The sequence below is a fragment of the Cochlodiniinecator piscidefendens genome, from assembly GCF_011326755.1.
In the GTDB taxonomy this organism is placed as follows: domain Bacteria; phylum Pseudomonadota; class Alphaproteobacteria; order Rhodobacterales; family Rhodobacteraceae; genus Cochlodiniinecator; species Cochlodiniinecator piscidefendens.
In genome coordinates, this window is sequence record NZ_JAAOIE010000009.1 from 49,138 (window position 1) to 74,841 (window position 25,704).

Sequence of the window (25,704 nt, forward strand, 5' to 3'; positions counted from 1 at the left end):
TCACGCCACATCGTTCAATTGCAGCTCTTTCCAGCGGTGGCAGGACACGGCGTGGCCTTCTTCGCAGGTTTCGAGCGGCGGCTCTTCGCGTTTGCAGATGTCAGTGACAAATGGGCAGCGTGTGTGGAATTTGCACCCCGAAGGTTGATTGGTTGGCGATGGAATTTCGCCTTCTAGCTTTTGCGCCTTGCCGCGGTCATCCGGGTCCAGGGATGGAATGGCCGAAAACAATGCCTTGGTGTACGGGTGGCGAGCATTTTCAAACAGCTGCCGGGTTGGCGCGCTTTCGACAATGCGGCCCAGATACATCACCGCCACATGATCACAGGTATGCGCCACCACAGATAAATCATGGCTGATGAACATAAACGTCAGGCCCATCTCTTCCTGGATCGACTTGAGCAGGTTCAAAATGTCCGCCTGAATAGACACATCAAGCGCCGCCACGGATTCATCAGCGACGATAAACTGCGGTCCAGAAACAAGCGCACGCGCAATCGAAATACGCTGCCTCTGCCCCCCAGAAAACGCGTGTGGAAAGCGGCGCAAATGTTCGAGGTTCAGCCGACATTTTTCAGCGATCTCGCGCACGCGGGCGTCGGTTTCTTCGCGGGTTTTGGTCAGGCCCATAACTTCAAGCGGTTCAGCAATAATATCGCGCACGGTCATGCGTGGGCTGAGCGCGGCGTAGGGGTCTTGGAAAATCAGCTGTGCGCGTTTGCGGTAATCTTTCAGTTCCGGCCCGTTGATTTCGGCAAGGTCATATTGCACCTCACCATCGTCATAGGTCGCGTGCCCTGAACTGATCGGCACGGCGTTCAACAACGCACGGCCCAATGTGGTTTTGCCAGACCCGGATTCCCCCACAACACCAAAGAATGATCCTTTGGGAATGTCGATGGAAATACCATCCACGGCCTTTAGCGTCTTTTTGTTAAAGATGCTGCCGCCGATGTTGAATTCTACAGACAGTTTATCGGTTTTGATCAGGTTAGGATCGCTCATGCTGAGGCCCCTTTATGACGCAAATGGCAGGCGGCGCGGTGGCCTTCGCTGGTGTTGGCCCATGCAGGGGTGTCGCGTTTGCACACATCCCCCATGATCTGCGAACAGCGGGTGTGGAACACGCAGCCCGATGGGCGCTCTAGCGGAGAGGGGATATCACCCGGTACCGGTTTCAACGGCGCGCCAAGATCGTCCAGCTTTGGCAATGCATCCAGCAAGCCCTGCGTATAGGGATGCTGCGGATTGCGGATCACATCGCGCACCGGACCCTGTTCAATCATACGACCCAGATACATCACTGCAACTTTGTCAGCTGTTTGGGCCACAACCCCCAGATCGTGGGTGATAAAGATGATGCCCATCTTAAATTCATCCACCAGATCCTTCATCAGATCAATCACCTGCGCCTGAATGGTCACGTCCAAGGCGGTGGTGGGTTCATCCGCGATCAACAGTTTTGGTTTTGTCGACAGCGCCATAGCAATCATTGCGCGTTGGCGCATACCACCCGACATTTCAAAAGCGTATTGGTTAAACCGCTGGGACGCGTCCGAAATGCCCACACGATCCAACATTTCAACAGACAATTCTTTGGCCTGCCTTTTGTTCATATCGCTGTGGATCAAAAGCTGCTCAACCATCTGGCTGCCCACTGTCATCGCCGGGGCAAAGCTGGCCATCGGTTCTTGAAAGATCATCGAGACAGCACCGCCCCGGATCACTGACATATCCTTTGGCTTGGTTAGGGACATGACATCGACCGGGCCATCATCCAGATGCAGGGTGATTTTGGTATCTGGGCTGTAGTGACCGTTTCGCGCGTTCAACTTCATCAAAGATTTTGCGGTGACGGATTTTCCAGAACCGGATTCACCGACCAACCCCATGACTTCGCCCGGTGCCAGTGAAAACGACACATCGTCAACTGCGGTGATGCGACCCTCATCCGTGTCAAATTCGAGAGTCAGGTTTTCAACATCGATCAGGCTCATTTATTTGCCTCCGAATAAGGATCAGCGGCGTCACGCAGACCATCGCCCACGAACACAAAGGCCATCACAAGCGCGACAAAGAAAATCACCGGGATGAAGTACCATTGGTAGTTCAGCAAAACATCCGCGCTGGTCACGTTCTGAAGCATCACGCCAAGGCTATTGACCGGGTCTTTTAGGCCCAAACCAATGAACGACAGCGCGGTTTCAGACAGCACCATATACGGAAATGAAATCACCAGATCGACGATGATATAGCTGGTAAAGCTCGGCAAAAGATGGCGGCGAATAATGTGCCCACCCGATGCCCCGCACAGTTGCGCCGCCAGCACGTATTCTTGGTTTCGTTCGGTCAACAAATGGGTCCGTACGCGCCGCGCTAAGGTTGGCCAACCAATCAACCCCAAGATCATCGAGATGAATAAAAACCGGGTCTCTGCTGTCCATTCCGGCGGAATAAACGCGGCAATCGCCATAAAGAGCGGAATAGCCGGCACCGTTCGAATGGCATCGGTCACCATCTGAATAAAGCTATCGAGCCAGCCGCCGTAATACCCCGACACCCCGCCAATGATCAGCGCCAGAACAAAGGAAATCACAACCCCCATAGTCCCCACCTGAAGCGATGTCCAAATCGCGTGCAAGGTGCGGCTGAAGATGTCTTTGCCAGAACTATCCGTTCCAAACAGATGCACATAGCCCTCAGACATGCCAAACAAATGCGTATCCATTGGGATCAGGCCAAAGAGTTTGTATTCGTCACCACTGACGAAAAACTCCATATAGCGGCGTTCATCTTCATTGATGGTTTCAACCCAGCGGAAATTTGTTGCCAGCGATCTTTCCCGTGTCACCGTGTGTAAAAAGGGGCGTATAGAACAGCCGTTGGTGTCACAAAATGATGGGATCTGCGGGGCACCATTCAGATAATCCGCATCGCGGCCCGCAATCGTTGGGTCATAGGGCGACAGGATCGGCGCAAAGATCCCTGATAGGATCAACATCGCCAACACCATCGCTGCAATCATCGCTGCGCGTTGCTTTTTAAATCGTGCCCAGATCAACTGCCCTTGGGAGGCGGTGAAATAGGCTTCTTTGGCTTTCTGATTTTCAGTCGTTGTTGTCATCGGCTTACCTCAGAATGCTTTTGCGTACACGCGGATCCAAAACGGCCAGCAGAATATCGGTAAAGAAGTTCAGCGTCACGATGGAGGCGGTCAAAAGGAAAATAATCGCACCGGCCAGCTGTTGGTCATTGGAGCGGGCCAGGGCCTCAAGCAGGAGTGAGCCTGCCTCAGTCAAAGTGAGGATCAACGCCACAATCGGCAGCTCATTAAAGATGCGGTTCAAATCAAAGCCCAGTGAATTCACAATCGGGCCAAGCGCGTGACGGGCCGGATAGCGCCACAGCAGACGCCCACCGTAAAGGCCGCGCGCGCTGGCGGCTGTCACATAGAGTTTGCCAATTTCATCAGACATCAACGCCCGAACCGTTTGCAAAGCAAACGCCGTAGCAGACCACCCCAAGATAAAGATCGGCAGCCAAGCATGCTTTAGCAAATCGACAAATTTGGCCCAAGACCACGGCGCATCTTTGTATTCAGCAGAAAACAAACCAGTCAGCGTTTCACCAAAGTACAGCGTTGAAAACAGCATGATCATCAGAGCCAAAAGGAAGTTTGGCATCGCAAGACCAAGGTAGCTGACGATCCGCAAAGTATTGTTCATCGCCGCGTTACGTGATGCTGCAGAGATGATCCCAACCGGGATCGCAATTGCATAAGCCAACAGCAAAGAGCCAAGGCAAATGCTAAGGGAAATCCAAAATTTAGACCCCAAAAGCTGGGCAATGTTTACACGCAGGATGCAGCTGTCGCCAAATTCACCCTGAAACGCACCCGTCAGCCACGTGGCCCAGCGGATCATATAAGGGCGGTCCAACCCGAGGCGGACCCGTTCGGCGTCAATGTCGGCAAGCGTGATCGCCTGACCCTGTGTGGTTTTATACGCCAGATAGCGCTCCGCACAGTCTCCGGGAACCAATTCCATAAGTGAGAAAACAACAAACGACACAATCACCAGTGTGATCAATGCCATCACCGCACGTGTCGCGGCGAACCTTCCAAATTGCAACATGGCTTCCCCCAAGGTCGCTAAAGGCGGGCGAAAACGCCCGCCTCTGTATTACGCTAAGCGCGGATTATTCGTCCAACCACCACTGTGATGGGCGGTAAGGGTAGGTCCGGTAGAATTCATAAGATGAAGTCTGGAAATCCGGGAAGTTATGCAGATTGTTAGAGTGATAAACCGGAGCCGGTGCATTCACTGTCCCAATGAACAGCATTTCACCTGCCATGATTTCAACCATCTGCTGTGCAGCCGCTTCAGATTCTGACGTACCTGGTGCGGATGACTGGTAAGTATCCAGCGCTGTTTTCAGCGTTGCAACCCATGCAGGTGGCTCTACTCCATTTGCGCCTTCAGAACTGATGTATTCAGCCCAAAGCATACCGGTACGCACATCGAAATACCCATCAAACGGCGGGATCCAAGTTTCGCTATCACCCAGGATAGACCCGGCTGGCTGACCTTTATTCCACATCCCCACTTCGAGGTTGTTTGCAGATTGCGCTGCGCGGAACTCATCGTCTGTGACCTCTTTAATGGTGGTTGTAACGCCAACATCGGTCCAGTTTTGCGCGATCAATTCAACGAATTGTGCTGACGTTGGCTGCGTAGAGAACTGCCAATCCAGAACAAATTGTTCGCCATTTGGAAGGTCACGATCGCCGTCGCCATCCGCATCAACTAGACCGATTTCGTCTAACAATGCGTTTGCCTGATCAGGATCAAATGCCAGCCCATTGGTGGACCATGCTTCGTCAATATACGCAGGGCGTGGAGAGAACCCGATATACTGCTGAGGCGTGCCCAATCCGAATGAAGCAACTTCATTTAGTTCATCGCGGTTGATCGCCAATGACATCGCAGTCCGGAACCGTACATCATTAAAGATCGCACGACGATCAAGATCGTTTGCTGTCACGTTGAACGTAATGGTCGGGCTAGAGATGCTTGGACGAACGTCCAATGTGTAGTTCCCGGCCTCTTGTCCTTCGAGAAGAACAGGTGCTGAATCCAACGCGATTGACTGAGATTTGTAGTCAACTTCGCCATTCAACAGCTTCAGAATACGAACTTCGGCGTCACCCACATAGGTTTCGTCCATTTCAGAGATATAAGGCAACTGGTTGCCCGCTGTATCCACTTGGAAGAAGTACGGGTTAGCAACGTAATGGCGGCCCTCGGTGTTTTCAGACACCAAGATGTGGCTTTCCAATGTTGGCATTGTATCTGCAGGCAGATCGGCCAAGTTGTCGCCCGCTGTCAGCATCGGTGACGGCGTATCCATCCAGTCTGAGTTGCCGTAATACGCTTTGATCGCCTCATAGCCGTTTTCATAGCCTACAGCCTGTGCATTTGCGTCTGCTTGGTCATTCAAAGCCGGGTGGAATTGTTCAAAGAAGTGGCGCGGTTGAAATGGCTGCACATAAGATGACGCAAAGGTTTCAAGCAAACCGGGCTTTGGTGCCGCAAGGTTGAATTGAACCGTGGTGTCATCAATGGCCAGAACCTCAATCGGTTCACCTCCAGCAAGCGCATAGCCTTTTGGCTCAGCGATTACGTTGGTGTCCATCATCAGGTTGTCATACCAGAACACAACATCATGCGCGGTGAATGCAGCGCCATCAGACCATTTGTGGCCTTCGCGTAGGTTGACCGTCAACTGGGTGAAATCATCGTTCCAAGTCCAGCTAGACGCGACATTTGGCACGATGGTTTGCAGATCATCTGAATAGCGAACAAGGTTCACGTGACGCACAGACAAGAAATCAGATGTGCCAGATTCAGTTGCGTTGGACAAAACATCCAGAACGCCACCGTATTGGCCGACCTCGTCATATGGCGCAACAACCAGTGGGTTGGCTGGCAGACGATCAGCAACAGCAGCCAAATCGCCATTGCCGCGAATGCGCGCATTCAGATCAGCAATCGCTGGGTTTTGGGCAAATGTCAGTTCGCAAGATGCGGCAGATTGAAATTCAGCAAGGTCGTATTGCTGTGGATACATTCCACCTGCAACGCCTTGCATATCAGCGACAGTGACCGCAGGGCAGCTGGCCATTGCAGCAACGGGAAGCGCTACAAATGCGACTCCGGATAGCAATATACGTTTCATATTTCCTCCATTGGACAAGCAGTTCATTAAGGGTGCAATGACTCATTTTTGTATATTTTTTGTGACGAGTCCCTGATCTGCTCCCGGTGGCTCCCCCCACGTTCAAGCAAATTCAAAATGCGTATCCCCTTACAACGGCAATTCTGTAGGAGGTAACTTGACGGCGAAATACACACTCTGTCAATATTTTTGTAATTAATTTTTCAGAGCGAGTACTTTTTGTGAATAATTTAACAAACCGTCATAAAATTTGGCGTGCAATTTGATAATTTATGCGTAGCGTTCAATAAAATTAGGTGATTCGGAGGTGAATCGAATGGCGACTCTCAAGATTAATGAACCCGCTCGCGAAATTGACGTTATTCATCAAACGGATGTACTGGTTGTTGGCTCTGGTCCCGGTGGTTTACCCGCCGCATTGGCCGCCGCACGCGCCGGCGTCGAAGTCACCTTGGTTGAACGGTTTGGCTGTTTTGGCGGTAATTTGACCGTTGTGGGTGTCGAAGGCATGCATTGGTATCGCCACGAGGACACCATCGAAAGCAACGGCATCGCCCGTGAATTTGAAGAAAGCGCCAAAGAAATGGGCGCGGCTGTTCCCGAAAGCCAATCCTTATCCTACGAAATTGACTCCGAAGGGTTCAAATTGGTCGCGGATAAGATGGTTGAGAATGAACCAAACATTCGCCCGATGCTGCACCGCCAATTTGTTGCCCCTATTATGGACGGCAACAAAATCACCGGCATCATCACGGAATCCAAAGCGGGCCGCGAAGCGATCCTTGCCAAACGGGTGATTGACGCGACCGGCGACGCAGACGTGGTAGAACGCGCAGGCGCGCCGACCTTTATGACACCCAAGGAAAACATGATGGCCGCCTCTGTCATGTTCCACGTTGCGGGCGTTGATAAACAGAAATTCATGGATGGCATCAAATCCGACCCCCAAACCTACAAAGACTGGGGCGGTGGCGGCGAATGGAACATCGAAACCTCTGGCAAAGAGGACGACATGTTTTCACCTTTCCTCAAAAAACCATTTGAGCAGGCGATCAAGGACGGGATGATCCCGCCGCATCTCAACACCATCGCGGGCACTTGGGGGGCTGTTCATGACACCGGTGAGCTGACCTATATGAACCTCATCCACATGGATGATTGCGACGGCACTGACCCCGACAGCCTGACCAAGTATGAAATCGAAGGGCGTCGTCAATCCATGTTGGCGATTGAGGCCCTGCGCCATTACACCCCCGGCTGCGAAGGCATTCGGTTGCGTAACTTTGGCATGTCGATCGGCATTCGCGACACGCGCAAAGTGGATACAGTCTACAACATGACCAGCCATGATGTGCGCGAACAAGCCCGCTTTGACGATAGCATCGGTATTTTTCCGGAATTCATTGATGGGTACGGTATTCTGATCCTGCCGACGACTGGCCGGTATTTCCAAATTCCATATCGTAACCTGCTGCCCAAAGGCGTTGAAAACCTGTTGGTGTCTGGCCGCGCAACAGGGGGTGATCGCGACAGCCACGCCGCAACCCGCAATATGGCCTGTTGTGCTGTAACCGGGCAGGGCGCAGGTATCGCCGCCGCGATTTCGGTTAAAACAGATAAACCACTGGCCGAAGTGAACCCAGCGGACATTCAAAAAGAACTCGAACGCCAAGGCGGTAGACACCACTAATGAGCGCCTTTGCCTTTTCACTGGTGATCAGCGCAGCAGTGCTGCATGCGATCTGGAATGCCATTGTGAAAAGCGCAGTGGACCGCACAGTGATCCTAGGACTGGTTGCGCTGGGGCAAGTTATCCCCGGCGCAATTCTTATCACGATACTGCCTTTCCCCGGATGGGAGGCAATGGCCTATGTCGGGCTGTCTACGGTTATACACTTTGGTTATTTTTTAATGTTGGGGACGGCCTATCGTCATGGGGATCTAAGCGTTGTCTACGCAATTGCCCGAGGCAGCGCACCGGTTCTGGTGACCCTTTGGGCGCAACTGCTTATTGGGGAGGTTCTGCCATTTTGGGCATGGATCGGCATTCTTTGCGTGGCTTTGGGCATTTTAACTTTGTCAAAGGATGTTCTTAAGGGCCACGTCAGCAAAATGGCCGTCTGGTCTGCGCTTGGCACCGGACTTTGTATATCTTCCTATTCAGTGGTTGATGGGATCGGCGTGCGTTTGTCAGCCCATACAATTTCATACGTCGCCTGGGGGGCGTTTGCCCATATATTCATCACAGGCTTTGTGTTTATCACCCGGTGGGAACGCGTGCGCGCCATTCCCCGCAGCGCCGCGATCAAAGGGCTATTGGGCGGGGTCGTTTCGATCATTGCTTATGGTCTCGTCTTGCAGGCGAAATACTACGCCCCACTTGGAATGGTCTCAGCTATTCGCGAAAGTTCAGTGATTTTTGCCGCCCTTATCGGTGTCTTTTTCTTCCATGAACGGCCCATTTCAACTCGGCTCATTGCAGCAACCATCGTGGCTTGCGGGATCGTTTTGATCGGGCTAAACGGCGCTTAACCCCCGCAAATAGGGTCTAAGAACGACATTATCGTCGCGAATGGGGCTGTTTTGGCGTCCGTTTCTCTCTTACGCTTTCGCCATGAAGAGTATTACGCCACCACGCCTTGATCGGCGCGCAACGGGATGTGACCTCGTTCCTCATTGAGGCAACACGCGCAACAGCGCGCCCCATCCCTGTGACTAAAACTCTGATCTGCTGAGACCTTCATGACATCCCAAGCTTTGCGTCTGGCCATTGATATTGGTGGCACCTTTACTGATACCGTTTTGGTAAGCGGCGTTGATACGATCCTTGCATCGACCAAAACGCTAACCACACACGAAAACCCCGCAGATGGCGCTATGCAAGGCGCGGAACGGGTGATGGAACAAACCGGGCGCACCCTGTCAGAGGTGACTGGGTTCATTCATGGCACGACGCTTGCGACCAATGCATTGATTGAACGGCGCGGCGCTGTGGTGGCAACGATCACCACCGAAGGGTTTCGCGACATTTTGGAAATCGCCTATGAACGGCGCTATTCGCAATATGACATCAATCTGGAAAAACCTGACCTGCTGGTGCCGCGCGATCTGTCTTTGACGGTACGTGAACGGATGTCGGCCTCAGGCGAAACGCTGATCCCTTTGGATGATGCATCTGTTTGCGCGATGATCACGGAACTGACCGCCAGCGGCGCTACAGCCGTTGCGATTTGTCTGCTGCATTCCTACGCAAACCCCGCCCACGAACGGGCCTTGCGCGATGCGATCATCGCCAAATGCCCCAATGTCACGGTGTCTATTTCATCAGACGTCAGCCCGGAGGCTCGTGAATTTGACCGGCTCTGCACCACGGTTGCAAACGCCTATATCCAACCACTGATGGAAACCTACCTTGATCGGTTCGCGCAGCGTTTTGCCGACGATGGGGTGAGCTGCCCAATCTTGATGATGACCGCAGGCGGTGGTATGTGCACCATTGAAACAGCGGCCCGTTTTCCCATTCGATTGGTTGAATCTGGCCCGGCAGGCGGTGCCATCTTGGCCGCGCGTATCGCAGCACGCGCAGGATTGGATGAGGTCCTGTCCTTTGATGTTGGGGGCACCACCGCCAAGCTGTGCCTGATCGACAACGCCCGTCCACAAACATCGCGCCAGTTTGAAATTGCCCGCGCCGCCCGGTTTATCAAAGGGTCGGGCATGCCAGTGCGCATTCCTGTGATTGAAATGATCGAGATCGGCGCTGGCGGCGGATCAATTGCCGGGGTTGATCGGCTGGGCCGCCTGACCGTTGGCCCCCAAAGTGCCGGATCTGAACCGGGCCCGGTGGCCTTTATGCGCGGCGGAACCGATCCAACGGTGACGGACAGCGATATCACCCTTGGCTATATCGTGCCTGACACCTTTGCCGAGGGGCATATCCCACTTGACCCAGAAGGTTCAAAAGAGGCTCTAACCCGCGTTATTGGATCGAAATTGGAACTTGATGCAGTCGGGTCTGCTGATGGCGTCAGCCGTATTGTTGACGAAAGCATGGCCAGCGCCGGACGCATGCATGCTGTCGAAAGCGGTAAGGATCTAGGCGGGCGCACCATGATCGCCTTTGGGGGCAACGGCCCACTGCACGCAAGCCGCGTCGCGCGCTCTGCTGGCGTGAGCCGGATTGTTATTCCGCCCAATCCAGGCGTTGGCTCTGCCGTTGGTTTTTTGTTTGCGCCTGTCAGTTTCGAAATCGTGCGCAGCCGATATTCCATGCTCAATACATTGGACGCCGCCGCGATCAACACACTGTTTGATCAGATGATTGCAGAGGCCCGCGCCGTGGTCGCCCAAGGGGCAGGGGATGCGCCAACCCTCACCCAACGCACCGCCTTTATGCGTTACAATGGTCAGGGTCATGAAATCGAAATTGATCTGCCAGATCGCGCGCTCACCCTAGATGACATCGCCCCGCTGACGGCAGCCTTCGAAGAAGAATACCGCAAACAGTTTTCGCGCCCTGTACCGGGGATGAAGATTGAAATCCTCAACTGGGCCGTGCGGGTTGCAACCCCTGATGGGGACATTCCCCGCGTTCCGCCCGCGCCCAATCTGAACACGATTAAGGCAACCGATACCCGCCCCATCACCTGTGATGTGGACGGCACGTTAAAACAAGCCGCCTTTGTGGCGCGTGACAGCCTTGCGCCCGGCGATCATGTTCAGGGGCCTGCGCTGATTACTGAACCGCAAACCACAACATTGGTCAGTGCCGATTTTTCCGTCCGTGTCGATGGCGCTGGCAACCTGATTTTGATCCAAGACCAAAAGGGAGACACAGAATGAGCGATCTTTCCCCCGCCCGCCTTCAAGTGATGTGGAACCGCCTGTTGGCGGTGGTCGAAGAACAAGGTCAGACGCTGATCCGCGCGGCGTTTTCGCCGATCGTGCGCGAATGTGGTGATATTTCCGCCGGTATTTTTGACGCCCAAGGCCGCATGTTGGCCCAAGCCGTCACCGGCACCCCCGGTCACATCAACACCATGGCCGAAGCGGTACTAACCCTGCGCGAACGCTTTCCTGTGCAGAATATGAAACCGGGCGATATTTACATGACCAATGATCCTTGGCTTGCCTCGGGTCACCTCAATGATTTTCTGCTGATGATGCCTGCTTTTAAAAACGGCAAAGTTGTTGGCTTTACCTCTTGCACCTCGCATTTGGTGGATTTGGGCGGTCTGGGCATGGGCCCCGAAGGGTCTGACATCTATGACGAAGGCCTGCTGATCCCGCCTTGTAAGATGGTGGATCAAGGGGAGTTGAACAGCCTTTTGATGGACATTGTGCGCGCCAATTCCCGCGAACCCATCGCGAATGAGGGCGACATTTACGCGCTGATCGCCTGTTGTGAGGCGGGTGTCACACGTCTGCTAGGCATGATGGATGAATTCGCCCTAGATGATTTAGAGGCACTTGCAACCTACATCATCGACACGTCGCGCAAGGGTACGCTTGATGCCATCGCAGAGCTGCCCGAAGGCACCTACAAGAATATGCTGCGCATGGATGGCTACGAAAACGAACTGGAACTGCATGCGACCCTGACCGTCAGCAAAGATCAGCTGTTGGTGGATTTTGACGGCACGTCTGGCTGTTCACGCAAAGGCATCAACGTGCCGCTGAACTACGCGACGGCCTATACCGTCTTTGCGATGCGCTGCATTGTGGGGCCAGATATTCCCAACAACGCAGGCTCATTAGAGCCGTTCAAAGTGACGGGGCCAAAGGGATGCATCCTAAACGCCCAACGCCCCGTGCCCGTTGCGATGCGCCACACATTGGGGCAGGTGACACCGGATCTTGTTCTTGGGTGTTTGCATCAGGCCGTGCCTGACCTTGTCCCGGCAGAGGGGGCATCGTGTATGTTTGACCTTCCGATGCGCCACGCCCCAGAAGTGGCGCGCGATGGTGGGCAGGAATTTGCGATTGAGCCAGTCCACAATGGCGGTACCGGTGCACGGCCGCACGCAGACGGGTTATCCGCCACGGCCTATCCTTCAGGGGTTTATGGCTCCCAAGTGGAAATCACGGAATCCGTTGCCCCCGTCATCATGTGGCGGCGCGAGCTGCGCCCAGACAGCGGCGGAGCCGGGCAATACCGTGGTGGGTTAGGACAACGGATTGAAATGAGCGCGGCCAATGATGCCCCCTTCATCGTGTTTCTATCGGTTGAACGCCTGAAATTCCCCGCGTTGGGGCGTATGGGCGGGCAACCCGGCGCACCCGGCCGCATCCGCATTAGAGGCCGCGAAAATGACATTCCGGGCAAAGGCGAATTGCGTGTCGAAGGGGATGATTACCTGATCTTTGAAACCCCTGGCGGTGGTGGGTTTGGCGCGCCCAACCTGCGTGATCCAGAGGCCTTAAATTCGGATCTAAAGCGCGGATTAGTAACTGATATAGGCGCCAAAGCATACGAGGAAAACGCATGATCAAACCTGTTTCTCACGTTGGGGCGATGGCCGCTTATGCTTTGGCAGACCTCGGCGGGCCAGACACGATTTCACTGGCCCAAAACGAAAGCGCCTTTCCCGCCAGTCCGGCCGCTATTGCGGCAGGTCGTGCGGTGATGGATCAGCTGCCGCTGTATCCTGATCCAGAATGGCCTGAATTACGTGCCGCGATTGCAGATGTTCACGCCCTAGACCCCGCGCGCATTCTGTGTGGTGCAGGATCAATGGAACTGATCGGCTGTCTAATCCGCGCCTATGCCGGGCCGGGGGATCATGTGCTGGGCACGGATTACGGATACGCTTTTGTGTCCTCCGCCAGCGCGCAGGTACGGGCTGATTACGTCAAAGCCCGCGAAGTGGACCTGACCGTTTCGATTGACGACATCCTGTCGGCCGTCACCGCAAAAACCAAAATTGTGTTCCTGTGTAATCCGGGCAATCCGACAGGCACTGTCATCCCAAATGCAGACATCCTGCGCTTGCGTGAAACCCTGCCGGAAAACGTGCTTTTGGTGGTTGATCAGGCCTATGCAGAGTTTGCAGATGAAGCCCATGACCCGGCTGAGGTTTTCGCGCTGGTCGAACGCGGCGACACCGTTGTTATGCGCACGCTGTCCAAAGCTTATGGATTGGCCGGTGCACGTGTCGGGTGGGGATATTTCCCAACCGCAATCGGGGGTGAGGTGCGCAAGCTTTTGAACCCGAATAATATCTCGATACCGGCCCAAGCCATCGCCACCGCCGCGATGCACGATCAATCCCATATGCGCGATGTGGTCCGCCAAACCGCAGGTATTCGCGATGCGTTTATTCAACAGGTACGCGCAGCACGTGTTGATACGCCAGACAGCCACACCAACTTTGTTTTGATGCGGTTCAGGGATGTGGACACCGCGCAAAAGATTGACGCGGCTTTGCGCAAAAATGGGCTGATGATGCGGGGCATGGGGGGCTACAACCTGCCCGATTGCCTACGCGCAACCATATGTTCCGCCCCCATCATGGACCGCGCCGCCGCCATTATCAAAGAGGCCCTGACATGACCCCAGAAACCCGTACACGTGCCAAAATCGGGGTGCTTGTCCCCTTTACCAACACCAATCTAGAACCGGATATGGAGCTGCTGCGCCCGCCCAATTGTACAGTGCATTTTCAACGCATGGGGGGCTATGACGTTGATGAAATTCCCGGTTCTGATCAAATGGCGGGGCTGGGTGCCTCTGATATCAGCGGTGATCTTTATCTGCTGTCAGGTGTGCGCCCCGACGTGATTTTATACGGCTGCACCTCAGCCACGTTGACCCACGGGCCAGAGTTTGACGCAGAGCTTGCAATAAAAATCAAAGCGGGGTCGGGGGCGGTTTCACTAACCGCTGCGGGATCGCTTATTCATGCGATCAAAACGCTTGGCGCGGCCAAGGTTGGGTTTGCGTCGCCCTATTTGGGGGAAATCAATGTGCAGGCGATGGATTTTCTGCGCATCAATGGCATTGAAACCGTCAATTGCGCGGATATTGGTCGGCCATTGGGCAACTACGGCCAAGGCGAACTGACCCCGGATGAGGTCTATGCGCTTGCGCTGCAAGCCGATCATCCAGAAGCCGAAGCCATCGTTTTATCCTGCACGGATATGCGGTCGGTTGAAGTGATTGAGCGTCTGGAAAACACATTGGGCAAACCTGTCGTGACCTCTAACCAAGCGATGATGTTTAGCCTGATGCAGGCCCTTTCCATTGCGCGCCACGACCGGGCACCGGGGCAATTGTTCGATCACCTTTAGGGGCGAATGATGCGGGTAATGACCTACAATATCCTGTGCGGCGGCCACCCCATGCCCGGTGGACCGTCACGCCTTGAGGCCATTTTAGAGGTCATTCAATACGGCAGCCCGGATATTCTCGCCCTTCAGGAGGCGAATGGTTTCGATGACCCTGCCGTTGCCGCGCAGATCTCAAAAACGCTTGGATTGCCATATTATGCCGTGACCCAAGCCCCGCCATTTGACGATGGGAAGCGCTACAATGTCGTGACGTTTTCGCGGTATCCGATCCGCAATATTCATCGCTTCAAAGGGCAGGCGTTTGAAACCGGTGCACTGTCACTAGATGCCGACAGCCCACTTGGCCCAATCTCAATTTGCAACGTGCATCTTCATTCCACTGATGAGGCACGGCGTTTGGCAGAAATAAAAACCGTCCTATCCTATCAAGACAGCTGTGGTCCGCAGATCATTTTAGGGGATTTTAACGCCCTCAGCTGTTTTGACCCCTACACAGATGACGAAAGCGAATTTGGCCTGCAATTCGACACCATTGATGAGATGAACACCCGTTTCATTGATCTGCACCACGCCAGCCGGGGCGGTGTTTGCTGGACACATCCCAGCCGCCTGCCAGCCGATCACAGCCGTCGTTTAAATCGTCGAATTGACTACGTTTTTGCCAGCCCAGCTGTGGCGTCTCATGCCGGTGATGTCCAAGCCATCACATCCGATCGCGCGCATTGCGCGTCAGATCATTTTCCCCTGATCGTTGATTTTATTTAACCCTCAATCACATGGGAATTGGTGATATATCCCGCCCCGGAATAGCGAACATCCAGCGAGAAAAAGCAGGGCTTAGGAATATGGGTTTTGATTTCACGTTCAAGGTCGGCGATCACCGCATCTGTAAATGCCTGATCACGGTGCGGTTTGGTCAACATGGCAATTTCCACCAAACAATGGGAATGATGGTAAATTGCGGTAGGGTAGGCGCGCCCTTTGCATTCGCCTGACCCCGCATCATGTTGCTGCAGGACCCGTTCAATCGCGACCAGAACGGGTCCTGCATCCAATCCTAAATCATCCGAATATTTTAGCTCTGCATGTGGCATGTTTTATGGCTCTCCCATACCGATCTCTTCTCGGCGTTTGGCCATATAGGCGTGCAGTTCTTCCTTGATTGCAACATCCATTTCGGGTTCTTCGTAATCCTTCAACGCCTGCTGCCAAAGGGCGGTTGCGCGCTCAAGCGCATCCTTGGCGCCGGCGGCTTCCCAATTTTCGTAGTTCTGCCAATCCGACAACATCGGTTTATAAAACGCGGTTTCATAGCGCGCCATGGTGTGTTCCGCGCCAAAGAAATGCCCACCAGTTGGCACTGACTTGATCGCATCAAGACCCAGTTCATCGGTGTCGAACTTCATCGGTTTCAGGAATTCGATCATATTTTGAATAATCTCAACATCCATGATGAATTTTTCATAAGAGGCAGTCAAACCACCCTCAAGCCAACCTGCCGCGTGGTAGACGATATTTGCCCCACCCAAAACAGCGCCCCACGTGGACATCATCGTTTCATAAGCGGCCTGCAAATCCACCGCATTAGACGCATTGGTGTTTGAGGTCCGATAGGGAATGCCATAGCGCCGCGCCAATTGACCACCGACGATATTAGCCTTTGCGTTTTCAGGTGTACCAAAGGCAGGCGCACCTGAGCGCATATCCACGTTAGAGGTAAATGACCCATACATCACCGGCGCGCCTGGGTTCACCAGCTGCGTCAACACCACACCAAACAGCGCTTCGGCGTTTTGCTGGGCCAAGGCCGCAGGCAACGTCACCGGCGTCATCGCCCCCATCAGGGTAAAGGGTGTCACCGTCACCGGCTGACCGTGTTCGGCCATCGCGATCAAACCATCGCCCATCGCGTCATCAAACAGACGCGGGGAATTCACCGAAATGATCGTGATCACGCCGGGGTCTTTGGCCATCTCTTCGACCGAAATTCCGCGAGTGATCGCCATCATATTGATGCCATCCATCGCGCGGCCACGGCCAATTGCAGTGCAGTGAAACGACAGATCGCTATAGGTCAGATTGGCCGCATAGGTATCCAAATGCCGCGAATTGGCGGGCATTTCAATCGGGGCCATCACCTGATTGCCGATCAGATTAATCGCGTTGAAATGGTGCGCCAATTTGATGAAGTTACAGTAATCGGTGTAGTTGCCCTGGCGACGGCCATTGATCCGGTCGTGCACATTGGGCGGACCCGCCACCAGACCAAAAGTCATGTTATTGCCGCCCATGGTGATCCGTTTTTTCGGATTACGCGCGGTCAGGGTAAATTCGGACGGGACCGTTTTCAGGGCCTCATTTACGATGCTTTCATCCATCCGGATGGTTTGCGTATCGCGATCAACAATGGCGCCGGCCTGTTCAAACAGATCCATCACATTGTCACCCATCACGCGGATGCCGGCCTCTGACAAAATCCGCATGGATGTATCATGCAACTTTTGCATTTGATCGGGATTGAGCAGTTCAAATTTAGGGTAGGTGTTTTGCACCTGCTGCCAAGGAAGTTGGTCAATCCCTGCGCCAGAACGTGATGATTTTCCGCGACGACCGCCTGCTCTTTTTTCGCGTGCCATGGTTAGTATCCCCGATCTGGATTGACGATATTTGTCAGGGGCTCACCCTGACGATACCGCATTAGGTTTTGTGAAAACATCTCAACTGATTTTAGATCCCAGCCTTCATAGACGGACGAACAATGCGGTGTGACAATCACGTTATCAAAACCCCAAAGCGCGTGATCCTGCGGCAGAGGTTCAACCGTGAACACATCAAGGGCTGCGCCACGAATACGGCCCTCATTCAACGCGCTGATCAGCGGGACTTCATCAATCACACCGCCGCGCGACACATCAATGATCACCGCCTCGGGCTTCATTGCGTCAAACGCATCAGCCCCCACGATACCCCGCGTGCTGTCCAGCAGGGGCACACAGGTCACGATAAAATCGGCGCGCTCCCATAGGTCGGGCAGGGCGTCCATGCCGTGGACCTCATCCACATTGTCAGTGTCCTTGGGCCGGGCACGCACGCCAATGGTGTTTAGACCCATAGCTTTGCTGCGCGCAGCGACCGCCAGCCCGGTTTGACCTACACCGATAATCAGAACCGTTTTGCCGTCAATCGGCTCAACCTTGGCCGATGTCCAATCCCGACGGGTTTGGGCTGCACGAAACTGCGGTAAACCCAGCGAAAAGTGAAACATCGCGCCAAGCGCATATTGCGCCATCATATCCGCCGCAACACCCGCCGCATTGGTGATCGTGATGTCATCCACATTCCACGGGTTCATATGATCTGTGCCCGATCCACCAATCGACACCCATTTAACAGATGGCGCATCAATTAGGGCCTGACGCGGAAAATTTGGGGTGCCCGCAAAGCGCACGGAATATACGACTTCAGCCCCGGTTTCAGTCACAAGGTCGGGCAGGGCGGCGTAGCTGTCGCAGGTGTGAATATCCAAATCACCATGCGCGCGCGCCAATACGGCACGGGACGGTTCCGGGTTATCTGTATGCAGGATTACAACGGGGGATTTCATCATCTGTTCCTTATGGGGCGTCAAAGATCAGCGCCGCGAGGTCTGAGAATTTGCTGTCTGGGTGTTCCAACCCCAACACTGCATCCCGGATCGCCGCTGCGCGGGTTTCGCCCAATGAAGGTGTGGCAAATTCCATGAACTTTGCAATCACCTCTTCATCCGTCAGCGGGGCTTCGGGGCCGCCGCGCGCATGGGTATCACCGGAGTCGAGCACTGTTCCATCGTTCAACGTGATCTGCACATCGGCCCAACGCCCAAGCGGGAAGCGCGATGAATGCCCTTCGGTTTCCGTCACTGTTATGCGGTTTAGAATGTTTTCAACCAGTGGGTCGCTCAGGCCATCACCCGAAATATGTTCAAGCCCGATGCGCCCATAAGCCACCTGTGTTGCCACGGCAAACGGCAATGCGTATTGCGCCTTTGACGTGCTGTCAGGCATTGTTGGGAACAGGCAGGCGGCCTCATGAAAACTGTTCACCTGAATATGTTTGATGTCGGTGTGGGTCAGGCCATGTTCGATCATCAGCGCCCGCGTTGCATCAATCGAAGCATGGGCCCAGCGACAAATCGGATAGGGTTTGACGTATTGTAATTCCATCTGCCAGAACGACCCCAGATCGTCCCAATGTTTGGCAACGCGGTCTTCTTCAATCGTGATCGCAGGCGCGCCGGTAAATCCCTTTTGCGCCAGAACGCAGGACGACACACCCACCATAGCCCCCCAGCCTGACCCATCATGCAACATGGTTGGCGTTGCGATTTCCCGCATCATTTGGCTGCGTGGGCCGTGGTATTCTGCGATGCCCATTGCCTCGCGCATGTGATCGGCAGACATGCCGCGCATCCGCGCGATCATCGCCACCACACCAAGCGCGTTCCACGCCCCAGATGTATGATAATCAGACACAGTATCATGCAATGAAATACCCGCACGCCCCGCGACCTCATACCCAACGGTCACCGTGGCCAAGGCTTCGGGGCCGGAAAAATCTGGGATTGTTTCGGCAATCGCGGCCAAGGTTGGCACAACAACAACACCGATATGCCCTTTGGTTGGATTATAGCCATCATGGCCGTCCAGATTGTCGGTCTGCGTGGCGGACGCATAGGCAGACCCGGCCACGCTGACCTTGCGGCCATCAAACATCATACGCGCGGTGTTTGCCGCATCGCTAGACCCATACAGCGCCACCGCCGTTTCGCGGGCAATCACCCCAGCGTCCATCGGGCCAGCGCCAATCACAATCCCAAGGGTATCAAGCAACATCAACGCCGCATAGTGGCGGGTCTTTTCGGGGAAATCCTCTGCCGGTTTGTGCAGCGTGAATTCAACGAGGTTTTCAAATGTCGTTCCCATGGGCGCATGATCCTATGCAACTGTTTCTTGCGCCATATGAAACACCTGTTAGGGTTCACTTTACCAGCCCCATGATGCGCGATATTTAAGGGGGCATTGGGCCATAAATATTTGCGCATTTGGTCTGCACCGGCAAAGGGATCACGCATGAAGCACCTGCCCAACCTTGGTTTTCTCAGATCGTTTGAGGCATCAGCCCGCCATCTTAGCTTTACCGCTGCGGCAGATGAATTGAACCTGACGCAATCCGCTGTCAGCCACCATATTCGCGCGCTTGAGGATTATCTGGGTCGGCCTTTGTTTGTGCGCTATCCGCGGTCTTTGTCCCTGACCGGTGTGGGCGAGGCGTACCTGCCCACCGTGCGCCAAGCCCTACAACAGGTTGATGCCGCCACCGAAAGCATCATGGCCGAGCAACACGAAAAAAAGGTGGTGATTTCCAGTCCGATTTCTTTGGCGGAAATTTGGCTCGTGGGGCAGATACGCACCTTTCGCGAAGTGCATCCAGACATCGACATCACTCTACACGGCACAGTCTGGACCGATGTCGAAGACAACGTCGCAGACCTGCGCATCACGTTAGAGGAAACCGCAACACCGCCCGCCCACGCGATACCCCTCTGGGATGAACGCGTAACGCTGGCCTGTAGTCCGAGCTATCACAAAACACACCTGAAAACCCCGGATGATCTGGGGCAGGCGACATTGGTGCATGTTCTAGGGCGGCCCGTTTATTGGCAATTGGTGGAAGAGGCGCTCGGGTGTTCAAACCTGCAAATGCAGGGCGGCCTAAAGACCAGCAATTCAAACGTCGCGTTGGAGTTTGCAGCACAAAACATGGGCTGCGTTGCTCTGTTGAAATCCGTCGTGACGCCCTATGTCACCCAAGGCCGTTTGGTTGAACCGTTTGATCTAGAGATCGCCAGCCCCTGGGGCTATTACCTCAGCGATGGTGGCGACACCCTTAGCCCATCAGCACGACTATTTAAGGCGTGGCTGATTGAAAAGTAGCCAGTTTTTAGAGGTTCTATAAATGAAACTGCACAAGTGCATTCTTAAAAACGTCATGAATAACTAGCTTCGGATAGCCTTCACGCTCGAGCGTCTCCCAAAGTCCGAAGATCAATTCATCTACGCTATCCAAATCAGAAGTTTCTTGAATAGCTTGGTATAAATTCATCAGAAGAAACTCCTGCGAACTCGTCGTTTTATCAATTATATCAAACACCTCGGCAGGTGATTTTCCTTTGTGCATTAGGCGAAGGGCCGCTAAATTGTCGGCTGAAATATCCGAGCATTTTTCAAGAGTCTCCGGATAAAGGTCAGTCAGAGCGGCGTAACTGAAGCTATACAGAAGGTCATGAGCGCAGTTAGGGTCGCAATTATCCAGTACAGCATCAATTATACCAACCAAAGGATCGCTCAAAGACATCAACCTTATCTTAATAATGCAGATTATGTTATATTATAACAAAACTACCGCGCCAAATTCAGCAGTGGATCATCCAAATCCAATTCAAAACGATCCGGGACAAGTCCCTGATGGAACCACCGCACGAAGCTATAGATTGAATAGACCGGCAGGCCTGTCAGTTTGCGAATGTCGGCGGCGTATGGCGTCATGTTGGTGCATTCCAAAACAATTGCACCAATGTCGTCATTTTGCGTGACCAGATCGCGCGCGGCATCCAAGAGGTCAAGGCGGCTTGCCTCAAAATCAATGCTGGGCTGGTCATCCAAAATACCATGCGTAAACGCGCGGCCATTGTCAGTGCCCACAATCGGCGTATCAAGCGGCGCGCCGGCGGCCTCTAGGTGTGCAGGTGTCAAAGTCGCCTTAGAAATGGTGATCACGCCAACGCGTTTTGATTTTGGCAGCAGCGCTTGCACCATCGGGATTTGCATCAGGGATGATGTCGCCACAGGCACCGGAACCGCCTCTGAAATCTGATCTTGGATCAGGGCCAAAAACCCGCAATTTGTCGTCAAACCATCGCAGCCATGCGCCACCAGATCTTTGGCGGCGGCGATAAAATCATCGACCAAAAGACGCGGATCATTGCGCACGACCTTATCTGGCGTTGCCCCTCGCACGATGCGATATTGCACCGGAAACGGCCAGGTCGCAGCATTAGCAATATCGCCAAAAATGCGTGGAAATTGGGTTTCCAGCATCAAAATACCGACATTTGCACCGTAAATCGTTTTACCACCATGTACGACAGACATCACGGATCTCCTTTAATGGACCGGAACGTAAAGTTGAGAATAGGCGATGCGCACCGCCTCTGTTGTTTCTTCGCGGCGGCGTTCAATGTGGCCGCGCAGCGCTGTGACAGCGGCCCCTGTATCACGGGCCTGAATGGCCTCCATGATCACGCGATGTGCCGAAAGTGTTGAGCGATCATCCACCAGATTACCACGGTTGGCGTGCAAAAGTTGCAGGTTCACCAGCCGCACATAACGAATGCGGTCATTCAGGTTTGCCAACATCCGCAGCAGCTCAGCATTGTTAGATAGCTCCGCAAGACGCGTGTGAAATTCTTCGTCCATCCGCAGCAGCTCTGGCAGATCATCACAGGCGCCATAAGTCGCCTCAGAGTCCTCCAGATAAGTTGCAACCGCGTCGATCTCCGCGTCAGACGCACGCTCAATCGCTCGGATCACCGCCTCTGTCTCAATCGCGGCGCGCGCCTCATAAAGTTCTAAAATCCGCGCAGGGCTGAGCGAACGACAGAAAAATCCGCGCCCGTTTTTAAAGGTCAACAACCCCTCGGCCACTAAACGATTCAGCGCCTCGCGCAGCGGCGTCCTACTTGCGCCGAGCTTGGCGGAAAGCGCGCTTTCGTTCAAACGCTCCTCTGGTTTGAACTCAAAATTCACCGCCATTTCGCGCAGACACACATAGACGCGGTCAACGCTGCTTTCTGGTTTGGTCATCCTTGGCCCCATTAAAAGCTATCGCGTTAGGCATAGCCTTGTTCCAAACAGGGTGCAATATTTTTGTCTTCACTTTTGTATTTTTTGCTGTATACAATTTTTCAAATCCCAATTTCCCCGCAAATGCGGCCCAACCTATAGGTGATGCTTTGACCAATAAAATGAATGGCGCAGAAGCAATGGTACGGATGCTAGAGGCGCACGGCGTTCAGCATATCTTTGGCCTGTGTGGCGACACGACCCTGCCGTTTTATGACGCGATGCATAAACTTGATCATAAAATGACCCATGTTTTGACCCGCGACGAACGCTGCGCGACCTATATGGCTGATGCCTATTCGCGCGTGACCGGACGTGTTGGTGTGGCCGAGGGCCCATCAGGCGGCGGCGCGACCTACATTCTACCAGGCCTGATCGAAGCCAGCGAAAGTTCCTATGCGGTTTTGGGCATCACCACCGATATTTCGGTTGGATCCTACGGAAAATACCCGCTGACCGAAGTGGACCAAGACGCGTTGATGAAACCACTGACCAAGTGGAACACCGTGATCAAAAAATCCGAACATATCCCGCGTATGGTACGCACAGCGTTTCGCGCAATGACCACTGGGCGCTCAGGTGCGGCGCATTTGGGCCTGCCTTATGACATCCAATATGAGGATGTTGATCCAAGCGATATCTGGGCGGACCCAAAACACACGTCCTACCCCGCCTACCCCCAAGCCCCAGAGCCGGGCGCGGCAGAGGCTGCTGTTGACGCGATCCTGTCTGCGAAAAACCCGCTGATCATCTGCGGCGGTGGCGTGGTGATTGCTGGCGCGATGGACGAATTGAACCGCCTTGCGACCCGGCTTGATATTCCTGTGGCAACGTCGATTTCTGGTCAAGGCTCTTTGGCTGAAACCAACCCGCAATGTTTGGGTGTTGTTGGCTCAAACGGCGGCACTGATCAAACTTGGGAAATGATGGAGGCCGCTGACCTCGTCGTCTTTATGGGCGCGCGGGCTGGTTCCACCACCACATCCCGTTGGGAGGCCCCTGCCCCCGGCACCCGTGTTGTGCATTTTGACAATGACCCAATGGTCATCGGTGCAAACTACCGCACCGAAGTTGGCGTTGTGGGCGATCTGCGTTTGGCATTGGCTGAGGTAAACACGATCCTTGATCAACGCGGCCAAGGCGAAACCACCTTTGGGGGCGCCGCTGCGATTGCTGACATCAAAAAGCGCAAATTCGAAATCTTTGATCAACTGGCCCTGTCTAATGAATTGCCAATGCGCCCGGAGCGGGTGATTGACGCCATGATGAAGGTTCTGCCCGAAGACGCCACAGTGGTTTCTGATCCCGGCACCAGCTGTCCTTATTTCTCAGCGTATTATCAGCTGCCTACAGCGGGCCGTCACTTTATCACCAACCGCGCCCATGGGGCATTGGGGTATTCGCTGTCTGCTGCACTCGGTGCATGGTTTGGCCGCCCAACCTCCAAAGTTGTGGCAATGATGGGCGATGGATCGTTTGGCTTTACCTGTGGTGAGCTAGAAACCGTCACCCGCCACCGCGCGCCAATCACCTATATCGTGTTTTCAAATTCAAACTTTGGCTGGATCAAAGCGAGCCAAGAAGCCGACAAAGGCGCGCGTTACTACAACGTCGACTTTAACCGCACCGATCAGGCCGCCGTTGCTGCCGCCTATGGTGTGAAAAGCTGGCGCGTGGAAAACCCAGATGATCTGCCCCGCATCCTGAAAGAAGCAATCGACCACGACGGCCCCACATTGATCGACGTCATCGTGCAGCCCCTAGAAGAATCCAACGCCCCTGTGCGCCGCTGGATGGGCTAAAATATCGCCCGCCCCTGAACTGGATTTGGGGGCGGGCCTTTCAGAACCAAGGCGAAATGCAGCCCATTTATTCACATAAAATATGAGGCGTATCAGCGCGTCCATAAACAACCACTAGACGAGATGAAATCGCGAACTTATACCCCATCAACGTAAGGTTTGAGCGTATATTTTATGCTTATTGATTGATGAGGAATAAAATTTTGAAGCTGACACATCTATCCGCTGGGGCATTGATTGCAACGCTTGCCTTTACCACGATGACACCCGCAGAAGACATCGAACCATTGCGTCCTAGCGTTGTTCATATTTTAAATAGCTTAAATATCCCTACAGATTCAGTGGAAATGACTTCACGGCAGCAACGGCAATTTGTTGCTCGCATAATATCACTTACTTACGGGGAAGAGCGTGTTGCTCTGAATTTAATCGAAGAGTTTAATGCGGAAAATCAATCTTTAGAAAGCTCTGCACCAACGCTGCGCGAGCTTTTAGGTCGTAATGATCCCCCTGCGGAACTCACCCCGGGACAAGAACGCCAATTGCTACGCGCTTTGGCCAGGCCCAGCATTCCGGATATCGATTACGAAAGCCTGACGATTGAAGAAAAGCGCAGGCTTCTGGCGGCAGTTCATTCCAATGATTATCACTTCATCAACGCTGTTCGATCCCTAATCGCCAATAGATAACCCGAAGAAAGCAAACATTTACATGATCAAAAAAACACTAAGCGCCATCGTTGTTGCAGCTGCTCTTGTTGGGTCAACATCCGCGACACTCGCCGATACCGCACACATTCCACTGACGGATGACGTACAAGGTACGCGAACCTCTTGGGGCGGGGCCAGCAGAGGGGAAACAACCTATTTGTATAGCATTGTCAACATGAACGGAAAAGTTGGTGTTTGCGGTGGGTTCTACACCGAAGGCGTTTCTATTATCAGCATCGTTTCCCGCGAACAATTGCGCTCAGCATCGCTCTATTTGGGTGACACCCGGCTCAAGCGGAACCTCGGTTACTTCACACAGCTTGACCTAGATGCGCCTGCAGATACGCTGACGCTGCGGTGCCGCGATGTTAACATTGCTTGGCAAGAGGGAATGGAAACTCAAGAGCTCAGAATGCAATCCAATCAACGCAACTTTGAATACTAAGTTCATCGAAGTGGGCGTCGCTGTTGCGCGCCCACAATACACGCTTGCGCTAAGGATAGATCTTCGCGATTTTCTGAAAATTAGCCTCGTTGCAGAATGGCTAAGCCAATTGAACCAAAGCCGTATTGGGTTACATATTGGACCAGAGTTTTGATCTTTTTAGCTTTAATATCATATTGTGCTATATGTTTCACACTTGCATCAAAAATCAAAAATGATGCGTTTTTTACGTGGTTCACCACTCTTGCCATATGGCTGTTCCCCATCGGCCTATTTGGCCT

Annotated in this window: 23 protein-coding genes; 11 read left to right on the forward strand and 12 right to left on the reverse strand. The window is 53.7% G+C overall.

All coding sequences use genetic code 11. The features are described from left to right. The 5 genes from G9C99_RS16565 to G9C99_RS16585 form a co-directional block, all read right to left on the reverse strand. Positions 1-1,005 carry an ABC transporter ATP-binding protein gene (locus G9C99_RS16565; protein WP_166418645.1) on the reverse strand — a complete coding sequence of 335 codons (1,005 nt, stop codon included), beginning with the start codon at positions 1,003-1,005 and terminating at the stop codon, positions 1-3. After that, entirely contained in the window at positions 1,002-1,997 is a 996-nt protein-coding gene (locus G9C99_RS16570) for an ABC transporter ATP-binding protein (protein WP_205859877.1), read from the reverse strand. The genes G9C99_RS16565 and G9C99_RS16570 overlap by 4 nt, the downstream gene beginning before the upstream one ends. Next, positions 1,994-3,124: an ABC transporter permease gene (locus tag G9C99_RS16575; protein WP_166418646.1), complete on the reverse strand. Its 1,131-nt coding sequence runs from the start codon at positions 3,122-3,124 to the stop codon at positions 1,994-1,996. Before G9C99_RS16575 ends, G9C99_RS16570 begins: the two co-directional genes overlap by 4 nt. A 4-nt stretch (positions 3,125-3,128) precedes the next feature. Then, positions 3,129-4,133: an ABC transporter permease gene (locus G9C99_RS16580; RefSeq protein WP_166418647.1), complete on the reverse strand. Its 1,005-nt coding sequence runs from the start codon at positions 4,131-4,133 to the stop codon at positions 3,129-3,131. Between the two features lie 64 nt (positions 4,134-4,197). Next, positions 4,198-6,237 carry an ABC transporter substrate-binding protein gene (locus G9C99_RS16585; protein ID WP_166418648.1) on the reverse strand — a complete coding sequence of 680 codons (2,040 nt, stop codon included), beginning with the start codon at positions 6,235-6,237 and terminating at the stop codon, positions 4,198-4,200. 316 nt (positions 6,238-6,553) lie between these two features. Between G9C99_RS16585 and G9C99_RS16590 the strand changes: the two genes are divergently transcribed. From G9C99_RS16590 to G9C99_RS16620, 7 genes are all read left to right on the forward strand, one after another. Further along, positions 6,554-7,927, forward strand: coding sequence for an FAD-dependent oxidoreductase (locus tag G9C99_RS16590; protein ID WP_166418649.1), 1,374 nt, complete (start codon positions 6,554-6,556; stop codon positions 7,925-7,927). Continuing rightward, positions 7,927-8,769 carry a DMT family transporter gene (locus G9C99_RS16595; protein ID WP_166418650.1) on the forward strand — a complete coding sequence of 281 codons (843 nt, stop codon included), beginning with the start codon at positions 7,927-7,929 and terminating at the stop codon, positions 8,767-8,769. Before G9C99_RS16590 ends, G9C99_RS16595 begins: the two co-directional genes overlap by 1 nt. Positions 8,770-8,979: 210 nt before the next feature. Beyond that, positions 8,980-11,079, forward strand: a complete 2,100-nt coding sequence (locus G9C99_RS16600) for a hydantoinase/oxoprolinase family protein (protein WP_166418651.1) — start codon at positions 8,980-8,982, stop codon at positions 11,077-11,079. After that, positions 11,076-12,725, forward strand: coding sequence for a hydantoinase B/oxoprolinase family protein (locus tag G9C99_RS16605; RefSeq protein ID WP_166418652.1), 1,650 nt, complete (start codon positions 11,076-11,078; stop codon positions 12,723-12,725). The genes G9C99_RS16600 and G9C99_RS16605 overlap by 4 nt, the downstream gene beginning before the upstream one ends. Beyond that, positions 12,722-13,789, forward strand: a complete 1,068-nt coding sequence (locus tag G9C99_RS16610) for a pyridoxal phosphate-dependent aminotransferase (RefSeq protein ID WP_166418653.1) — start codon at positions 12,722-12,724, stop codon at positions 13,787-13,789. The genes G9C99_RS16605 and G9C99_RS16610 overlap by 4 nt, the downstream gene beginning before the upstream one ends. Then, positions 13,786-14,526: a maleate cis-trans isomerase family protein gene (locus tag G9C99_RS16615; RefSeq protein WP_166418654.1), complete on the forward strand. Its 741-nt coding sequence runs from the start codon at positions 13,786-13,788 to the stop codon at positions 14,524-14,526. Before G9C99_RS16610 ends, G9C99_RS16615 begins: the two co-directional genes overlap by 4 nt. Before the next feature lie 18 nt (positions 14,527-14,544). After that, a complete protein-coding gene (locus G9C99_RS16620; protein WP_166418655.1) occupies positions 14,545-15,291 on the forward strand; it encodes an endonuclease/exonuclease/phosphatase family protein in 747 nt (248 codons plus the stop codon). Here the strand turns inward: G9C99_RS16620 and G9C99_RS16625 are convergent. Genes G9C99_RS16625 through G9C99_RS16640 form a run of 4 tightly spaced genes read right to left on the reverse strand, consistent with a single transcriptional unit; the run spans position 15,288 to position 19,487 of the window. Then, on the reverse strand, positions 15,288-15,620 hold the full coding sequence (locus tag G9C99_RS16625; protein WP_166418656.1) for a hypothetical protein: 333 nt from the start codon (positions 15,618-15,620) through the stop codon (positions 15,288-15,290). The two genes, G9C99_RS16620 and G9C99_RS16625, sit on opposite strands and share 4 nt — an antisense overlap. Positions 15,621-15,623: 3 nt before the next feature. Further along, complete coding sequence (locus G9C99_RS16630; RefSeq protein WP_166418657.1) at positions 15,624-17,162, reverse strand: trimethylamine methyltransferase family protein; 1,539 nt, start codon at positions 17,160-17,162, stop codon at positions 15,624-15,626. 2 nt (positions 17,163-17,164) lie between these two features. Beyond that, on the reverse strand, positions 17,165-18,130 hold the full coding sequence (locus G9C99_RS16635; RefSeq protein WP_205859878.1) for a D-2-hydroxyacid dehydrogenase: 966 nt from the start codon (positions 18,128-18,130) through the stop codon (positions 17,165-17,167). Between the two features lie 10 nt (positions 18,131-18,140). Further along, complete coding sequence (locus G9C99_RS16640; protein WP_166418659.1) at positions 18,141-19,487, reverse strand: MmgE/PrpD family protein; 1,347 nt, start codon at positions 19,485-19,487, stop codon at positions 18,141-18,143. Between the two features lie 147 nt (positions 19,488-19,634). Between G9C99_RS16640 and G9C99_RS16645 the strand changes: the two genes are divergently transcribed. Then, complete coding sequence (locus tag G9C99_RS16645; protein ID WP_166418660.1) at positions 19,635-20,498, forward strand: LysR substrate-binding domain-containing protein; 864 nt, start codon at positions 19,635-19,637, stop codon at positions 20,496-20,498. Between the two features lie 16 nt (positions 20,499-20,514). On the opposite strand, the gene G9C99_RS16650 is transcribed toward G9C99_RS16645, so the two are convergent. The 3 genes from G9C99_RS16650 to G9C99_RS16660 are packed head-to-tail and all read right to left on the reverse strand — an operon-like array spanning position 20,515 to position 22,427. Beyond that, the gene (locus tag G9C99_RS16650; RefSeq protein WP_205859879.1) at positions 20,515-20,919 is read right to left on the reverse strand and encodes a hypothetical protein; all 405 of its coding nucleotides are present in this window, start codon (positions 20,917-20,919) and stop codon (positions 20,515-20,517) included. Between the two features lie 44 nt (positions 20,920-20,963). After that, positions 20,964-21,716, reverse strand: coding sequence for an aspartate/glutamate racemase family protein (locus G9C99_RS16655; protein ID WP_166418662.1), 753 nt, complete (start codon positions 21,714-21,716; stop codon positions 20,964-20,966). A gap of 12 nt (positions 21,717-21,728) precedes the next feature. After that, complete coding sequence (locus tag G9C99_RS16660; protein ID WP_166418663.1) at positions 21,729-22,427, reverse strand: GntR family transcriptional regulator; 699 nt, start codon at positions 22,425-22,427, stop codon at positions 21,729-21,731. A gap of 149 nt (positions 22,428-22,576) precedes the next feature. Here G9C99_RS16660 and G9C99_RS16665 point away from each other — a divergent pair, with 149 nt between their 5' ends. From G9C99_RS16665 to G9C99_RS16675, 3 genes are all read left to right on the forward strand, one after another. Continuing rightward, positions 22,577-24,268, forward strand: coding sequence for a thiamine pyrophosphate-binding protein (locus G9C99_RS16665; protein WP_166418664.1), 1,692 nt, complete (start codon positions 22,577-22,579; stop codon positions 24,266-24,268). A gap of 203 nt (positions 24,269-24,471) precedes the next feature. Continuing rightward, a complete protein-coding gene (locus G9C99_RS16670) occupies positions 24,472-24,957 on the forward strand; it encodes a hypothetical protein (protein WP_166418665.1) in 486 nt (161 codons plus the stop codon). Positions 24,958-24,979: 22 nt separating this feature from the next. Beyond that, positions 24,980-25,423: a hypothetical protein gene (locus G9C99_RS16675; protein WP_166418666.1), complete on the forward strand. Its 444-nt coding sequence runs from the start codon at positions 24,980-24,982 to the stop codon at positions 25,421-25,423. Positions 25,424-25,704 lie beyond the last annotated feature (281 nt).

Coding starts and splice junctions, on each gene's coding strand:
- G9C99_RS16565 (WP_166418645.1), bottom strand. CDS start 1,005: ATGAGCGATCCTAACCTGATCAAAACCGATAAACTGTCTGTAGAATTC.
- G9C99_RS16570 (WP_205859877.1), bottom strand. CDS start 1,997: ATGAGCCTGATCGATGTTGAAAACCTGACTCTCGAATTTGACACGGAT.
- G9C99_RS16575 (WP_166418646.1), bottom strand. CDS start 3,124: ATGACAACAACGACTGAAAATCAGAAAGCCAAAGAAGCCTATTTCACC.
- G9C99_RS16580 (WP_166418647.1), bottom strand. CDS start 4,133: ATGTTGCAATTTGGAAGGTTCGCCGCGACACGTGCGGTGATGGCATTG.
- G9C99_RS16585 (WP_166418648.1), bottom strand. CDS start 6,237: ATGAAACGTATATTGCTATCCGGAGTCGCATTTGTAGCGCTTCCCGTT.
- G9C99_RS16590 (WP_166418649.1), top strand. CDS start 6,554: ATGGCGACTCTCAAGATTAATGAACCCGCTCGCGAAATTGACGTTATT.
- G9C99_RS16595 (WP_166418650.1), top strand. CDS start 7,927: ATGAGCGCCTTTGCCTTTTCACTGGTGATCAGCGCAGCAGTGCTGCAT.
- G9C99_RS16600 (WP_166418651.1), top strand. CDS start 8,980: ATGACATCCCAAGCTTTGCGTCTGGCCATTGATATTGGTGGCACCTTT.
- G9C99_RS16605 (WP_166418652.1), top strand. CDS start 11,076: ATGAGCGATCTTTCCCCCGCCCGCCTTCAAGTGATGTGGAACCGCCTG.
- G9C99_RS16610 (WP_166418653.1), top strand. CDS start 12,722: ATGATCAAACCTGTTTCTCACGTTGGGGCGATGGCCGCTTATGCTTTG.
- G9C99_RS16615 (WP_166418654.1), top strand. CDS start 13,786: ATGACCCCAGAAACCCGTACACGTGCCAAAATCGGGGTGCTTGTCCCC.
- G9C99_RS16620 (WP_166418655.1), top strand. CDS start 14,545: ATGACCTACAATATCCTGTGCGGCGGCCACCCCATGCCCGGTGGACCG.
- G9C99_RS16625 (WP_166418656.1), bottom strand. CDS start 15,620: ATGCCACATGCAGAGCTAAAATATTCGGATGATTTAGGATTGGATGCA.
- G9C99_RS16630 (WP_166418657.1), bottom strand. CDS start 17,162: ATGGCACGCGAAAAAAGAGCAGGCGGTCGTCGCGGAAAATCATCACGT.
- G9C99_RS16635 (WP_205859878.1), bottom strand. CDS start 18,130: ATGAAATCCCCCGTTGTAATCCTGCATACAGATAACCCGGAACCGTCC.
- G9C99_RS16640 (WP_166418659.1), bottom strand. CDS start 19,487: ATGGGAACGACATTTGAAAACCTCGTTGAATTCACGCTGCACAAACCG.
- G9C99_RS16645 (WP_166418660.1), top strand. CDS start 19,635: ATGAAGCACCTGCCCAACCTTGGTTTTCTCAGATCGTTTGAGGCATCA.
- G9C99_RS16650 (WP_205859879.1), bottom strand. CDS start 20,919: ATGTCTTTGAGCGATCCTTTGGTTGGTATAATTGATGCTGTACTGGAT.
- G9C99_RS16655 (WP_166418662.1), bottom strand. CDS start 21,716: ATGTCTGTCGTACATGGTGGTAAAACGATTTACGGTGCAAATGTCGGT.
- G9C99_RS16660 (WP_166418663.1), bottom strand. CDS start 22,427: ATGACCAAACCAGAAAGCAGCGTTGACCGCGTCTATGTGTGTCTGCGC.
- G9C99_RS16675 (WP_166418666.1), top strand. CDS start 24,980: ATGATCAAAAAAACACTAAGCGCCATCGTTGTTGCAGCTGCTCTTGTT.